This window comes from Yersinia intermedia (assembly GCF_900635455.1).
GTDB lineage: Bacteria > Pseudomonadota > Gammaproteobacteria > Enterobacterales > Enterobacteriaceae > Yersinia > Yersinia intermedia.
This window is the reverse complement of record NZ_LR134116.1, coordinates 805,517-820,535: the sequence shown is the minus strand read 5'-3', so window position 1 is coordinate 820,535 and position 15,019 is coordinate 805,517. Positions and strand designations below refer to the sequence as shown.

Here is a 15,019-nt window from a genome sequence, read left to right as displayed (position 1 = left end):
TTAGAATCACACAGCATATTACAGGCTATATGTCGTATGGTTCTTTAAAAAAAGAAAGGTAACTCAATTATGCAAATGAAGATTACCCAAAAGGCGATCAACACACTTGATTTTATGTTTTACGCTGGCCCATCCCGGTAAATAGCGGCCAATATATGAAAGAGTCAGCAGAGTTCCGCAGATAACCGCACTAGTGGTATAGGTAAGTGCCTTCTGCCGATAACAGTGCAGAAGTGCAGTATACTTTCAAAGAAATCTTGGAGTAATGAACGAGCAAGCATAAGAGTGTTTTATTGAATTAGTTATTTAAAAAATAAGATCATCAATCCCTCTATATAAATTCCCTTAGGATTCTTAAGGGGATGAACATATATTTTCATCAAAAATAGTACGAGGGATGATGCAATTCCTGTATAAAATAATTTCAGGAAAGCAGGCCACCTATATAGGTCAGACGGTAGACCAAATCTGTACTCTGATATATGTATTCCTCACCACTAAAGTTTCGAATTTCCCCAACGTAATTATTAACATACTGAAGTTCCCCTTCACATAGAGAGGTTGTTCCTCGAAAAGGAGCAGATAAAGGTACTGTCATCAGCGCTTTTCTCAAAAAAGCATAGATACTAGACATATTTTCAGCAGAAATCACCCCCCCTCTATAATACATAGACCAAACAGGGACATTTTGATAGTAAACAACTTCTTGTCCGGCAAAGTCATTCATCCCAAAGTATGTGTCACAATAGAAGAATGGTGGTCGTCCAAAAGCCAAATACTTTGATCCCGGCAATAGAGGGCGCAGAGAAAAATTATCATCTTGTGATGCATAGGTGGCTTTTTTTGCGGCGACAATGAACTGTGCAAGTTGATGGTTATCCATATAACTAATACCTAAGAGAAACATAACGCTGTATGTAAACACAGTAAATGATAGTGGTATATGATCTGAAGCAAACTCAAAGCAAGATCATGGACGTTTTTACACCCAAAACTAGGGCGCAATTGACCTGCGGATCCGTCGGTGATCTTATGCTCGCTTTTTGAGGGCATAGCCATGGATATAGAACCATCAAGCAGTATTTCTGTCTCATCCAGGACAACCAACAGAATGCGAAAATCGATTATCCTTCGTTTGATATTTTGTTTGGTACTCTTTGTGAGGTTATCTCCAGAGCCCACAGTTGGATTGACATTCGTAATGTATGTCATGGGACACAATGACTAGTTTCTCAAGCAAAAGCTGTCCGATAATGGTATCCGGTTAGATTGTACCTTTGCCAGTTTGATCGCAGCTATTAAGCCGCGAGTATTCCGTGAGCGTTTTTGGCCTGGATACGTGCTGTACCCGCCTGACCGAAGGTGAAATCGTAGCCATCGGTGGTAAAACTTTACGAGGCACCTACACCCCAAATGATCGTTTCAGCACCATTCATATGCTCAGTCCTTCCGCCAGCAGTTGATCTGGGGCAGATGAAAACGCAGAGCAAAAGTAATGAGATAACCGCCATTCCGACGCCATCAAAATCTTAGATCTGCCGGGGATCTAGTGCCTGCCTCATATCATCACAGGTCACGCTGTTACCACTAAAAAAGTTATACATCCAATGAGTTGGCAGCCAATCAAACGTAATACTCACGTTCAACACCTTTCTGAAAAATGCTTCGCCATTCACACTGTCAAGACTCAACTTTATCATCACCCACTCTATTATAAACCCTGGCAACATAATGCCCGCGTCCATCCCCATGCCCTAAATCCATTGAGACCATTGCTTCAGCTTCTTTGCGGCTCAATCCTTTATTCATATGATATTCCGTAGCGTCTCTGGAATAGGCATAGCGCAAACTATGTGGGGATTCCTTTCCCGTTAACCCTGCCCCTTTGAGAATATTTCGATACCGATCAATCGCAGAGTGCAAATTAGGCTTATCTATTAAACGCCCATTATTTCTATCAGCATATTTAATCGCTTCATTAACTACACGAATAACTGTATCGCGATCCACAACCGTGGTGTCCCTCGGGCGTCCACCTTTCGTTCCAAATACAACCCGTATGCGTTCATCACCTCGCTGTAATGCCCGCTGCCAGGTTTTTAGTGATTTGGCTGATTGAACCGTTTCTTCTGTTCTTAGCCCTAAATGTCGAGCTAATTGCATTGCGGCGGCAACCCCTTCGTCTTTATAATGTATATGTAGGAGTACTGCGTGATAGCGTTCGTTCGAAATAGCGACTTTTGCACCCTCACGGCTAGCACCTGACAGCCCAAGGGCTGAATTACTTAATCGTTCATGATCCGGATCGGCGAGTTTAGTTCTCCCCGCAGTGTTAAATATCGCCCTAATCGCGGCCATTTCATTTTGCATTGTTCGTTTTGATATATTGTTTAACTGGCGATTCTTTATATATATTTCTATATGGCTTGTTTTTATATTATTCACATCGCGGATCTGAATATTCAACTTCAACATAGTTACTGCTAATCGAGATGCTATTCTGGCGCGATCAGCAACAGTTTTAAAACTCCCCCCCGATTTGCGTGCCAATGTGATTAATTGTTTACTTAACTGCTTATTAGCTCTCGACATCCCCCTCCCCTTTTCATCCATAAAAATGTTCAGTACAGGGTGTACACCTCGGCCCCGATGTCACGGTTTGATTTACGCTTCCTGCGGCTCGACTGATAACTGCACATCGGGGTGGCAAAATGTTAAGTTCTTATGAGGTATCCACAGCTCGCTGAGCTGCTTGCGGTTTGCACCGGTTCCTGACAATTGCCAGGTCACCTCCATCCGTCAGCTTTCACTGACGCTGCCATCGTTACCGAGTCGATTTTCTCCTTTCTCTATTAAATAGGCGTCTTTCTCGGGTTATCCCGCATTTATGACGCAGTTGTTTAAAAATGCCTACTTACTGTTCTGAATGTTCCGTAGCCCAAGGTTCGGCCAAGGCACTACATGTCAGTCAGAGCGTAGCAGACGTCGTTGATGCCCGAATTAAGCGGGTTTGTCCGTTATGCGCTGCGCGCGTCACTTGGTATATGCTTCGCAATCACACAAGTGACGCGCTGCTCATATCTCGCACCAAATGCTGCTCTGGCAGATGCCAAATGTTCCAATTGGCATAGCAGAGAGCCGCAAATGTTGCCGAGATTGTTGGGCATAGGCCCATTGATATAGTTGCTCTACTAATCAGTAGAAGCTATTTATTGAGGGATAAGGATACCTTCACCGCAGTGATCCTGCGATCCCCGCTCTCAAAGGTTCAGGGGGGTTACCGCTCTAAAGTGTTGCATTTCAGGTCTGGGCAACTCGGGCTTGCTCACCTTTCGGCGCATCCTTACAGAGCATGAATGCATAGGGTGTTGTCGATGACAACGGTCCAACGTTGAATATGATAATCACCATTGTTATATTCGGCAAGCACTGGAAGGTAATGGAAATGTATTCTGATAGCCTTCACCAAATAAAAAGGACTATGACATGGCATTAAGATATATGAACATTATAAAATCAATAGAGATTTTGGAAAAAAAGAAAAATAGAAAGCAAAAAAAATTATCTGATAGATTACAACGAAACTCTTTATTAATAATAGCCATATCTATAACCTTAGCATTGCTTACTCTTTTTATCTCAAAATTAATTAAAAGCGAATTTATACTATCAGTATCTATATTATTATTAGTTTTATCATATTTCACCATATTTCTAATACCTTTCATTGATTTATATAAAAACAGAAATGGCACATATAAATCGTTTGCTCTTCCGTTCAATCATGCAATAAATACAAACGTAAAAAAACAGAGTATTGTTGATTACCAGAAACTTCCCAAATTATTAGAATTGAGTATTAGAGAGTTAGAATTTGGACTAATGGAGATAAAACATGAGAAAAGTTTTCTTGAAAAAAGAATGCAAATCATAGTTGGCCCTATTGAGAAACTGGGGATATTTCCAGGGATACTGGCCATACTAGGTATGACATTTAAAATAGATAGCCAAAGTCAATGGCCCTCTATCATCGCTTATAGCTATATTGGATTGATGCTTGTATCTATAACATTGCATCATACATTAGCTCGCTACGAGCGTATGATAACACTCACCGAGTTAGCATTAAGTTTAAAGAAAGATAATAAATAGCTGCTATCACTAAATGTTATCCACAACTCCACAATCGGTGTTCCAGGACTTGTTCCGTCCTGGAATCGCTCCCGCTCGTCTGCCCCTTTGATGGGGGCTAACTCACTGGCTCCACCTCATGATGGATTTGATGGATAACGTGCTGAACTTAATCGACCAGAAATCCTCAAAAGAAGTTCGTAAATATATCCCGTCGTAAACAAGATATATTTACAGTTTTCGATTATTACAGAAGAATCACCAATGGGCGGAAATTACCTGAAGCAACCATAAGAGTCGCCTTTTTATCCGTAGATGATCGCTTTTTTGCCTGCAGCTTCGCCCTTAGGGGCCTTCGGCATTTTGCGCACTCGCGGTACAGCAGCAACCATGACTTGAATCAGTTGCTCTTTCGACATGGAAAGGGGCTTATCTGTCTCTTTCGCTGTCACCGAAACGTTCCTCTCCGGGTGAACCGTTTCATTGTGCTGTGATCTTGATTTCATTTTTATCCTCCGCATCAATGATGCCTGCTTTGATTATTGCTTATTTTACATACGATATCAATGGTGCTTCATTCACACTCAGGTCAGAACATTGCAAGATCGAGATCCTGATACCAGGCCACTAGCTCCTCAATAGAACGGTATAGTAAAGTTCGAGTCCCTGATACATCTTCAAATTTTAAAACATTCATATAGTAATCACATACTCGATCATTCACAGGCTGATCAATATATACGCCAACACCACCAACCTCTTGTAGGAAAAAGATCAATGTTACCAAGGAATAAATCATCATTTTGCCGTCAAGGGGGCCATCATAGTCATCAAAACTCTGGATCATTTCTATGGTGACTTTTTGGGATAACTCATTATACCAACATGCACATCCCCCCTCCGGTCGCTCAGGTACAGGATTGAGCTCCTCATCTTCAACAGCAAGTTTAAAACAAAAATTATATCCATCACTTCTATTAAGATCAGTTTGAATGTTTCGCCATTCAAGAGGATTAATGCTATTTCGGGAACGATTAATGCAACATATCAAGTCCTGATGAGTCATTCGCGAAATGATTAAAGGCAATCCAGCTTGACTAAAAACACTATTTGTTGTTTCAATTGCATTACTTCCCTGTTCTTGTATATCGATGATTCCAAACATCGTAAATTAAAGTCCTTGTATGCTAAGAGCTAATTACTTCGAGTATCACGATACAATTCAATATATTCATTGTCGACATTTCGAGCGGAAAGAATTATCTTTATAAGAGAATATAAGTTATTCATGAAAAACTCACTAGCATCATTATAAATGCAAAAAATATAATTGTAATTGATTAATATTTTTATAAGGAAATATAATGAAAAACAGGAATGTTAACGCTCAAAAAAATGAATCTTGGTTAGCTATTCTCAATGGTCTAATTGCAGCAATTAATACGCTGCTATCTATTCTAACTTTCGTAATAACCGTAAGTAAAAGAGATGTCGTTAAATCAGAAAACGCAGATGATGGGTGGCGTGATGGGCATAGTGGCTATGGCTTTTACGTTGGGGACATTAGAAGTGATGATGAGTAATGTATTGATATAGCTAACAATAACAATCCCTACAAATGTCATTTTCGTTTTGCTTTGCTGAGTGCACTCTTCGCTGTATTTGTTACTGTTTGCCCACCAGCAGCACCCGCTTGCTGCGATATTTGAGTACCACTACTCATTGACTGAGATAGCGCATGACCTATCTGCACACCACTCCAGCCTACAGCGCCAAACCAAAACATAGGCAACACAACAAACATGGAGCCGAGCACCAGATTCATGATCCAGCCTTCTGCGCCGACATTGCTAAACCAGTTGTAATAACCGCGAGCGCCGGTGTAGACAATCTCGATCAGCCGATCATCCAGCCAACTGCCCAGTTCCCACCAGAACGTCACAAATGTCAGTGCAAACATGGCAAACGTCAGCGTTATCACCACTCTCGGATCGTATGCACCCAACAGCATCACCAAGGGAATACAGATAACCATAGCCATCATCAGAATGCCATGAACCATCGGCAATGCCTGCCGCAACGCATCAAACGCCGGTAACTGGATAGATTGCACCGAGAATGCTCCCAGGCCACTCACCAACTGCTTGAAGCCGGTATCAATATCTCCCCCAACACCACGCTGACTCCCACTCAGATAGGTATCTCCCCCTGAAGACATCAAGGTATTCTGGGGGCTGACCAACCAGCGCAGTAGGTTTTCTTCCCAGTTGGTCGGATCTCGGGATTTCATCATATTCACCGTCCGAGTATTGTAGGCCGCAAACAACCGTGCTTTCAGTCCAACTCCCGTAGCACTCCACCAGCTCTTGCAACTTTGATATCCCCCGCGACCGACATCTGGATAAGCTGTGGCCAGACTTATATATATCTAAATCATAAACTTGAGTCTGTAACATAGAGACTGAAATATCTGTAGAGCCATAGACTCCCTGCTCCACAATATCAGTTAGAGCATCCAATGCATTTCTGGCTAAGACGGTATAATCCATACAGTTAACCAGCACCTTCACCGGTGGCAGCACAATGCCAAAATTGTCGTAGGGCAATAGCCCTTCCATCAAGGTGATAGTGCCGCGTAAAAATTCTCGTACATCAGGGACGATCGGTTTTATTAGCGCAACTGCAGTGTGGTTGGTTGCCAGAATGACTAACTCCAGCATGATGGAGCGGGCACCTTGGGAATCAATGACGATGACATCGTAGGATTGAAACAAGGGGTGCATTAACAGATTACGCAAGCGAATACGCCCATCTGGTATATGCATCATGGATGTTTTTAATTGCTCATGAGGATCATTGGAAATAATCAGATCAAGATTATTAATATTGGTATGAGAAATGAGTTGTTCTGGCTGATTGAGATCAACCGTGCGCATAAGTAATTCGTATAGACCACAGGAGGCTTCATAGCGAAGTGAGTAGTAGCTGGAAGCCGTTGGCTGAGCATAATCGCCATCAATAAGCAGTGTTTTTAGACCTGCATCAGCACAAAAGCCACTAATATTGGCGGCATGGGTCGATTTCCCCTCCCCACCTTTTGTAGAAATTACTGAGATCACATGCATACACGTTACCTGGATTAGTTATCCAAGTGACGAAATTACTGTTGGTATTACAATTACGCAGGGATTGAAAATCCCCGTGTCCTTGGTTCGATTCCGAGTCCGGGCACCAAATTCATATCAACGGATCTCCATGGAGGTCCGTTTTTGTTTGTATACCCCGCCATGATGACTAGATAAAGCGAGTACCACGCGCGGCCAGCGAAGCCGATGGTTTTTCATTAAACAGACGCTGATAATCAATAGCAAACTGGCTTAAATGCCAAAATCCCCACTGCATCGCGGCGTCCTTCACGGTGCGGCACTCAGAATATGGGCTGACCAGTTCGCGGCGTACCGCATTCAGGCGCAATGCTTTTAGCCACGCGTTCGGCCCAATGCCTAGCACCTGATGAAAACCGTTTTGCAGCGTTCTACGGCTAACGTATAACTCACGGCATAAATCCAACACAGTTACCGGCTCAGAAGATTGGCTCAACAGATATTCCCTCGCCTGTGAGACCAGATGTCGATAGTTAATTCGGCTGTGCACTTGTCGGGTCGAGACTGGCTGTGCGCCTTCCAGTAAATTGGTCATCGCCGTTAGCAGGTTGTGGCACAACACTTTGCGCACATTTGCCAGTTGCATACATTCAGGATCCACGCTGCCGTGCAATAGCACCTGATTAATGAAATACCATAGGAATTCTTTTTGATAAGCATTCACTTCCAGAGCCGGGTTACTGTTGAGCAGTTGCAACAGACGATCAGGGTCGAGTAACGATGCTGCGTGGTTAAACAACATATCATGAGAAACCACCACGCCGAGAATGGTGTAATCATCTGGAGTGCTGAGTTCAAACTCTTTTCCTCCAGGGCGAACCGCGATTTCTTGTAAGTCCAGTGGTTGCGCACCGATAAAACCGTGTTCACCTTTCAACTCAGGGATCCCAAACCAGAAGGCATCCGGCCACACCATGCAAGATTGGCGCAGAGCTAAGCTGGTGTATTCACGGAAAATCTGCACACCATCAAAAAGAATTTCGGTTAGTTCACCTTTAAACTTTCCTGGGTGGAGCTGATCATAAAGTTGCTGCCATGCGGTGATAGTGCAGGCGTGTTCATACACATCTTGCGACTTTCGTTGATGAACATTTTCTTGCTCAACTAACGGTTTGCAATTCTCTGGATCGATTTCCCCAGAAAAAAGATGGTGCAGATCGAGCTCTGGTTTTTTTTTCATATGCGCTCCTCGGTAGAAACCCACAAGTGTTATCCAACCAGTTGCTGCCAGCATTCCGGGTGTGGATTAGGCACCACCATGCTGTATACCAGTGCGCCTTTTTCTCCTGCGGATTGACTTGCAGCTTGCGTGGTACACATGACGTATTGCAGGCTACGCAGCAAGCTATCGGCCGACCGCACCACCAGTTGTTGATCGACCTGCAACAGCGGCTCACACTCGGCAGCATTGACCAGATAAATCTCCGCCTTCGCCTGAAGTTTTACGTAAGTAGGAAGCCCCGCACCGCCCGCCGCCGCAACTCGAGCGCGGATCTCCTCGGGTGTTAGCGCAATGCGCATTTGGCTCGGGTCACTCATGGCCCACCTCCCTGTTCACCGCCTTCACGCGATAACGGCTGCCGCGCTTACGCAGTTTGCCCTCTCGCAGCAGCCCTTCTAACGCATACTTGCTCTGCTTCAAGCTAAGCTGATAACGCGCAGCAACTTCACCGACCGTCATGCCTTGAGCATGGCTGGCAATTTCCGCCAACAATGCTTCCAGCGGCCATGCTGCATCGTTCTCCTCTGTGGCCGGCACCTGTTCTGGATCCTCCACATGATCAGACACCGCATGCGCTTTCGGCCTGACACCGCGCAGTTCTAAAACGAACTCTTCAATGTCGGGATCCGGACGGCCAATCTCTTTACGGCTGATGACCGTACCGGTACGGCTAGCAGCGGCAACACCGGCATCCAGCGCCGCACGGCAGGCAGCCAGATCGCCTTCGATGACTAACGTAACCCACCCCGGCGAAATCACCTGATGGTTGAGAACTCTTACATCGGCGGCTTTGAGCATGGCATCAGCTGCATCAATTCCCGCGACCAGACCCGAAACTTCCAGTAATCCCAGCGCGTTGATCATGGCCGTCCTCCGTTAAGCGCGCTGAATAGGGCAGCGTGCTATTTCCAATACCGCTTCGCTAAACGCATTACACGCAGCTTTGCAGGCCGCCTGACTACCGCTTAAAAACGCAGCGGAGTAGTTGGTTTCTGACGGTGGTGGAACATAGGTCACTAACTGCACATTGGCCGATTTCAGCGCGGCATCAATGCCAAATGTGGCCTCCAGCGGTGGAGCAACCAAATACGCTAACGGGTCACCTAAACGAATGCCGGTAGAGGCAGAAAGGTAGGAGCCAGTACGTGAAACCACATGGGCTAGAAACGCCGTATCCTCGGCATCACTGGCCCATTGGAATGCTGGCCCTTGCTCGATCATGGCAAACATCGCATCTAAACCGGCACGCACTTCGGCAGGGTTCGGCCCGCCGAGCATAATAATCACTTCACCCGAAGACGGTGATGGTGAATGTGCGGCACCGGCATACAGTGAGCGGCCATACACCACTTCTACCTGAGCTTGTTTGGTGGCTTCATCGGCGGCGATGTAAGCCACATCGTCAGAATCAACGGTAATCAGGCCAAGACTGCTAATATGGGATGGCAATTTCAACTCGCAACGGAAATTGTCTTGCAGCGCAGCAATAACTCTCATCGCTTTGACGCTTGGTTTAATAAAATCTAATGCTGGCATAGTGTTTTCTCCTTAACGAGTCATCGAAATACCAGAAGCTTTTTGCTCCAGCATTCTTTTTGCCAAATCCACAATTACCGCAGCCGCTTCAACCGGAGGCGTTCCGCCTCGATGGATATTTGAAATGCAGGTGCGATCAGCTTCTACGGTGGTTGCCACTCGTGGCGAATAGACTGCATAGCAGGAAAGGCTTTCCGATTGCCCCAATCCAGGGCGCTCGCCAACCAGCAAAATCACCACTTTCGCGCCCAGTAATTCGCCAATCTGATCTTCAATTTTCACGCGGCCATAGCGCACAAAGAACGGCGTGCCAACGTTCATCCCTGCAAGTTCCAAACCTTTCAGCAGCGGCGGTAGGATCTCGTCATAGTTAGCTGTGATGGCATCAGTCGATAGCCCATCAGAAATAACCACCTGCACATCAGGATTGGCTTTGCACTGGGTTTTCAATGTTTCTATTGCACTGGCGCTAAGGCATCGCCCCATATCTGGACGAGTGAGATACAGGTTTTTGTCACTGATTTCAGACTGCACTTCCAGTAGGCCATGCTTTTGTACCCACTCCAGCGGCACCTCTTTTAGTACCGTATCTTTGGAGCGCGAATGGTCAGCCAGAAAACGCAGCAGTGCCTGAGTACGTGGACGAGGACCTGCGCGGCCAGTACATACTCGCGCTGCCGTGCTGCTGCGCAACTCTTGCAGCACATCAAGGCGTTGCGGATTGGTCACGCCAATCCACTGCTTAGCTTCTTCAGAACCGAGATCCATAGAACAACACTCAACGGTATCTGCACTGGCTGCTGCCGATGCCGGTTGCGTAGCAACTTCGACCTGCCCCATGCGTAACATCACGCTGCGCACAATCTCTTCTATTTGTTTTTGATCCATGATGATTCACCTCAGAAATCAGAAAAATAGCGACGGATCACCGGCGCGTGCGGTCAAGCGACCATTTGCCATCAGCCCCATTGTTTCAAGCCAGCGCTCAAACTCCGGCGATGGGCGCAGATTCAATAACTGACGCACCGTGGCTGTATCGTGAAATGCAGTAGTTTGATAGTTGAGCATGATGTCGTCACCCAGCGGCATCCCCATGATGTAGTTACATCCGGCGGTCGCTAGTAGGATCATCAGGTTTTCGTTAAGGTTTTGGTCGGCATCAGCATGATTGGTGTAGCAGCAATCGCAACCCATTGAGATCCCGCTCAGTTTGCCCATGAAATGGTCTTCCAAACCGGCGCGAATGATCTGGCGATCGTTATACAAATACTCTGGCCCGATAAAGCCCACCACGGTATTAACGATGAAAGGATCGTAGTGATGCGCTAAACCGTAGTTGCGCGCCTCCATCGTGACCTGATCGGCACCGAAGTTAGCGCCAGCAGATAGCGCAGAACCTTGTCCAGTTTCAAAGTAGAGACAGTTGCTACCTGCGATGCGGTTGTATTCCGCGCCCACTGCACGCGCTTCATCCAGCATTGCCAGCTCAACACCGAACTCTTTCAGCCCTTTTTCACTGCCACAAATACTTTGGAAAATCAGGCCACCCGGTGCACCGCGTTTAATCGCTTCAATTTGGGTCGTCACATGCGCCAGCACGCAGCCTTGGGTCGGAATTGAAAACTTGTCTATTACACCGTAAATGGTATCTAACACACGGCTCAGGTTATCGACATCATCGGTCACTGGGTTAACCCCGATAACAGCATCGCCCAACCCAAACGAAAGCCCTTCATAAATTTGCGCCACGATACTCTGTACATCGTCACGGGTATCGTTAGGTTGTAAACGGGCGCTGAAAGTGCCAGGAAGGCCAATCGTGGTATTGGCTTTCTTAATCACCGGCATCTTTTTGGCACCGTAAATCAAGTCAGCGTTGGAACAAATCTTGGCCACCGCAGCAACCACCTCGGAGCTTATCCCTTTGCGTAAAAAGGCAATATCGTCCACGCTGGTTTCATCATCAAGGATGTATTCCCGAAGTTCGCTGATATTCCAGTTTTTCACTCGGGCATAGGCAGTTTCGTTGATGTCATCTTGAATAATGCGGGTCACACAGTCTTCTTCATACGGGATAACCGGATTCATACGAATATCCGCAATCGTCATCTCTGATAGCACCTGCTTGGCCGCTACGCGCTCTTGCGAACTTCCAGCCACCACGCCAGCCAACACATCCCCCGAACGCAGTTCGTTGGCTTTCGCCAGTACCTGCTTCACATCCTTGAACTGATACGACTTACCAAATAGTTGTGTTTTTAGTTTCATAATGAGGTTCCCTTAAGAAGGAAAAGCCAGTGATTTGACGGTGACCGGCACTACTGCACCGCCAAATAGCGGTGTGCCGATATCAATGTAATCGCCGGTTCGGGTGATCACTTCATCGATCACCGCCAGCTGACGTTGTGCCATCATCGGCCGCAGCAACATGCCCAACGCTTTGCCAAAGTCTTGGCAGGCGACGACCAGCAGCGGATGTGGATTAGGAAAATGAGCGCAAAACGTCTGCAAAGCTTCTATACACTGCTGCACCGAGGCATAGCTCACGGGCAGTTCAGTGGGTAATGCCAATGCATAGAGATCTTGCTGTGGCTGTAAATCCATTTGAGTCAGCGCTTGCAGCCACTCGTCTACCAGCAGTGCAGCGTTACCTCCAGCAGGATGAACCACCGGAATATTGCGAATGGGGAGCGAGAGACCATCGAGCCAGATAGTGCTGCCAGAAAGAGAAAGCGTATGTGCACCCGCACCAATCACGGTGGCACGCACGGTTTGATTCGGAACCTGCACCGGCAGTGCGGCAAAACCGGGATCGTTGTGAATGGCTTGCGCCAGCAGCGGGCCAATATCGCCAAACCGGAATGGGTTATCGTTTTCACCTGCACGAAAACACTCGCCTACGCCGCCAGATAACGTTAAGGCATACAGCGAATCACATACGGGTAAGGCATCAGTCATCAGCAGTCGCTGAGCCAGTGAAGAAGGTGCGCCATTGAACACTTCTAATAGCAGTTGCGCCATGCGTGCAGCTATTTGATTAAGCTGTATTAACGTCAGGTTTTCAACATTCACCCCAGTGCCAAACAGAGAGTCGGCAATCCATTGTCCGGCAGGATGTGCACGTAACACGTGACCATCAGAGCGAGTTTCAAGCAGTCGTCCCCCCACGTTTAAACAGGCGGAGCTGATAACGCGCCCTGCTTCAAACAGCACGTAGTTGGCGGTGCCACCACCGATATCAATATTCAATACCCGCGCCATTTTTTGCTCAGATAAGGTCTGCGCACCAGAACCGAAACCGGCAATTATCGACTCCAAATGTGGGCCGGCGGTGGCGACAACAAAGTCACCTAACCGTTGAGATAGCGCCACGATTGCCGGACGCGCATTGCGGGTTTTTGCTGTTTCACCGGTGATGATAATGGCACCAGAGTCGATAGTTTCTGGCGCAATCCCAGCAGCCTGATACTGAGCCAATACCAATGCTAGCAGCTCTTCTTCCCGCAGGAAGCCAGCGAAATCAACCGGTGTAAACAACACTGGGCTCTGCCAAATAATCTCGCGCTTCACGAACTCATAGCGGGGAACCTGAGAAATAGACGCACGGTTCACCAACGACAGGCGAGAAAAAATTACCTGCGTTGTGGTTGTGCCAATATCAATGCCGACGCTAAGCAGTTCGAGAGTTTTCACGCTAGGACTCCTCTGACACTGGTTGCACAGCGTCGACTGCAACGTCTTCCCCTTTCGGGACCAACATCATTGCCACACCGATGGCAGTTACCCCACCGACCAACTTGCCAACGATCATGGGGAAAATCATGCTAGGCATATTCGCAGCGGCAAAGCCAAGGTGATCGCCCAAAGCAAAGGCCGCTGAGACGGCGAACGCACAGTTGATTACTTTGCCGCGCGCATCCATTTGTTTCATCATGCCAAACATTGGGATGTTGTTTGCCAGCGTCGCTACCATACCGCCCGCCGCCATATTGTTAACCCGCAGCAATCCACCAACGCGCATCAACGGTTTTTCAAACCAACGGGTTAGCAGCAATACCATCGGGTATGCCCCCAACAGTACGCAGGAGATAGAGCCGATGACTTCGATCGCACGCATAACCTGGCCGGGCTTATCACCTTCAGTCATGAAGATCGGATCTAGACCTGGGATTATCGTCCAACCGACGGCAAATTTAGCCACCGCCGCCGCTAAACCAACGGTGATGATCGCCACCAAAATCTTGGCAAAGATTTGAAAGCCGTTGATCATTTTCTCTGGAATCAGCTTCAACCCCAGCGCAACCAGCGCCGCCACGATCAGTACCGGGATCATGTTCATCAGGATCAGACTCATCGTGAATACCACCGGCTGACCGTTAACTTCCACGCCGGAATACATCGCCACCAGCCCACCAGCGATACAGCCAATCGGAATGGTGACAATCCCCGCCAACACACCTAGAGCCAAATAGCGGCGATCTGATTTTTCGATAATTCCCAACGCCACGGGGATCGAGAACACGATGGTCGGCCCCATCATGGAACCTAGGATCAAACCAGAATAAAGCCACGCTGCAATATCTCCGCCCGCCAACTCTTTAGCGAGGAAGAAGCCGCCCATATCACATGCCAGCAGCGTACCTGCAAACATTGATGGGTTGGCACCCAGCATTTCATAAATAGGAATAATGATTGGCCCAAGCAAGTAAGCTAAAACGGGTGCCAGCGCGGTCATACCGACCATCGCCAAGCCCAATGCGCCCATTGCCATAAAGCCTTCTTCGAATTGCCCCCCAGAGCCGGAAATACTCTTTCCCAGCGAGCCGAGGCCAACTTTGCCTAAAATCTGTTCCGAGCCGCCAAACTGGGTAAATATGCGATCCACTGCCGCAATCAGCATGAAGATCATCATGATGTACATGATAATTTCGTTAATGCCCATAGCCTGTTCTCCTTCAACGCCTGT

15 protein-coding genes and 1 pseudogene are annotated in these 15,019 nt (G+C 47.1%); 2 read left to right on the top strand and 14 right to left on the bottom strand.

Annotation, left to right across the window (positions count from 1 at the left end; translation table 11 throughout):
• Positions 1-424: 424 nt before the first annotated feature.
• Positions 425-883 (bottom strand): DUF5680 domain-containing protein, encoded by a 459-nt coding sequence (locus EL015_RS03760; RefSeq protein ID WP_005193274.1) that lies wholly within the window; start codon positions 881-883, stop codon positions 425-427.
• 797 nt (positions 884-1,680) lie between these two features.
• Positions 1,681-2,592, bottom strand: coding sequence for an integrase domain-containing protein (locus tag EL015_RS03750; RefSeq protein ID WP_126286772.1), 912 nt, complete (start codon positions 2,590-2,592; stop codon positions 1,681-1,683).
• An 894-nt stretch (positions 2,593-3,486) separates the two neighbouring features.
• On the opposite strand from EL015_RS03750, the gene EL015_RS03745 reads away from it, so the two are divergent.
• Entirely contained in the window at positions 3,487-4,152 is a 666-nt protein-coding gene (locus EL015_RS03745) for a hypothetical protein (protein WP_005189835.1), read from the top strand.
• Positions 4,153-4,436: 284 nt separating this feature from the next.
• Here the strand turns inward: EL015_RS03745 and EL015_RS03740 are convergent, their stop codons facing one another.
• Together EL015_RS03740 and EL015_RS03735 are read right to left on the bottom strand one after the other, a co-directional pair.
• Positions 4,437-4,637: a hypothetical protein gene (locus EL015_RS03740; protein WP_126286771.1), complete on the bottom strand. Its 201-nt coding sequence runs from the start codon at positions 4,635-4,637 to the stop codon at positions 4,437-4,439.
• 83 nt (positions 4,638-4,720) lie between these two features.
• Positions 4,721-5,296, bottom strand: coding sequence for a hypothetical protein (locus EL015_RS03735; RefSeq protein WP_032907284.1), 576 nt, complete (start codon positions 5,294-5,296; stop codon positions 4,721-4,723).
• A gap of 199 nt (positions 5,297-5,495) precedes the next feature.
• Here EL015_RS03735 and EL015_RS03730 point away from each other — a divergent pair, with 199 nt between their 5' ends.
• A complete protein-coding gene (locus EL015_RS03730; RefSeq protein WP_032907286.1) occupies positions 5,496-5,714 on the top strand; it encodes a hypothetical protein in 219 nt (72 codons plus the stop codon).
• Positions 5,715-5,752: 38 nt separating this feature from the next.
• Here the strand turns inward: EL015_RS03730 and EL015_RS03725 are convergent, their stop codons facing one another.
• From EL015_RS03725 to eutH, 10 genes and pseudogenes are all read right to left on the bottom strand, one after another.
• Complete coding sequence (locus tag EL015_RS03725) at positions 5,753-6,349, bottom strand: conjugal transfer protein TraG N-terminal domain-containing protein (RefSeq protein ID WP_050413769.1); 597 nt, start codon at positions 6,347-6,349, stop codon at positions 5,753-5,755.
• Between the two features lie 178 nt (positions 6,350-6,527).
• A pseudogene (locus tag EL015_RS03720) lies at positions 6,528-7,256 on the bottom strand (ParA family protein); the annotation flags it as partial.
• A 169-nt stretch (positions 7,257-7,425) separates the two neighbouring features.
• Complete coding sequence (gene eutR / locus EL015_RS03715; RefSeq protein WP_005189847.1) at positions 7,426-8,475, bottom strand: HTH-type transcriptional regulator EutR; 1,050 nt, start codon at positions 8,473-8,475, stop codon at positions 7,426-7,428.
• 29 nt (positions 8,476-8,504) lie between these two features.
• Positions 8,505-8,834, bottom strand: a complete 330-nt coding sequence (locus EL015_RS22140) for a hypothetical protein (protein WP_032907287.1) — start codon at positions 8,832-8,834, stop codon at positions 8,505-8,507.
• The gene (locus EL015_RS03705; RefSeq protein ID WP_005189851.1) at positions 8,827-9,381 is read right to left on the bottom strand and encodes a BMC domain-containing protein; all 555 of its coding nucleotides are present in this window, start codon (positions 9,379-9,381) and stop codon (positions 8,827-8,829) included. The genes EL015_RS22140 and EL015_RS03705 overlap by 8 nt, the downstream gene beginning before the upstream one ends.
• 12 nt (positions 9,382-9,393) lie before the next feature.
• Complete coding sequence (eutL, locus tag EL015_RS03700) at positions 9,394-10,053, bottom strand: ethanolamine utilization microcompartment protein EutL (RefSeq protein ID WP_005189853.1); 660 nt, start codon at positions 10,051-10,053, stop codon at positions 9,394-9,396.
• A 12-nt stretch (positions 10,054-10,065) separates the two neighbouring features.
• Positions 10,066-10,941, bottom strand: a complete 876-nt coding sequence (gene eutC / locus EL015_RS03695; RefSeq protein ID WP_005189854.1) for an ethanolamine ammonia-lyase subunit EutC — start codon at positions 10,939-10,941, stop codon at positions 10,066-10,068.
• Positions 10,942-10,959: 18 nt separating this feature from the next.
• Entirely contained in the window at positions 10,960-12,321 is a 1,362-nt protein-coding gene (locus EL015_RS03690) for an ethanolamine ammonia-lyase subunit EutB (RefSeq protein ID WP_005189856.1), read from the bottom strand.
• A 12-nt stretch (positions 12,322-12,333) separates the two neighbouring features.
• Positions 12,334-13,746 carry an ethanolamine ammonia-lyase reactivating factor EutA gene (gene eutA / locus EL015_RS03685; protein ID WP_005189860.1) on the bottom strand — a complete coding sequence of 471 codons (1,413 nt, stop codon included), beginning with the start codon at positions 13,744-13,746 and terminating at the stop codon, positions 12,334-12,336.
• Position 13,747: 1 nt separating this feature from the next.
• On the bottom strand, positions 13,748-14,995 hold the full coding sequence (eutH, locus tag EL015_RS03680) for an ethanolamine utilization protein EutH (protein ID WP_005189864.1): 1,248 nt from the start codon (positions 14,993-14,995) through the stop codon (positions 13,748-13,750).
• Positions 14,996-15,019: the final 24 nt, after the last annotated feature.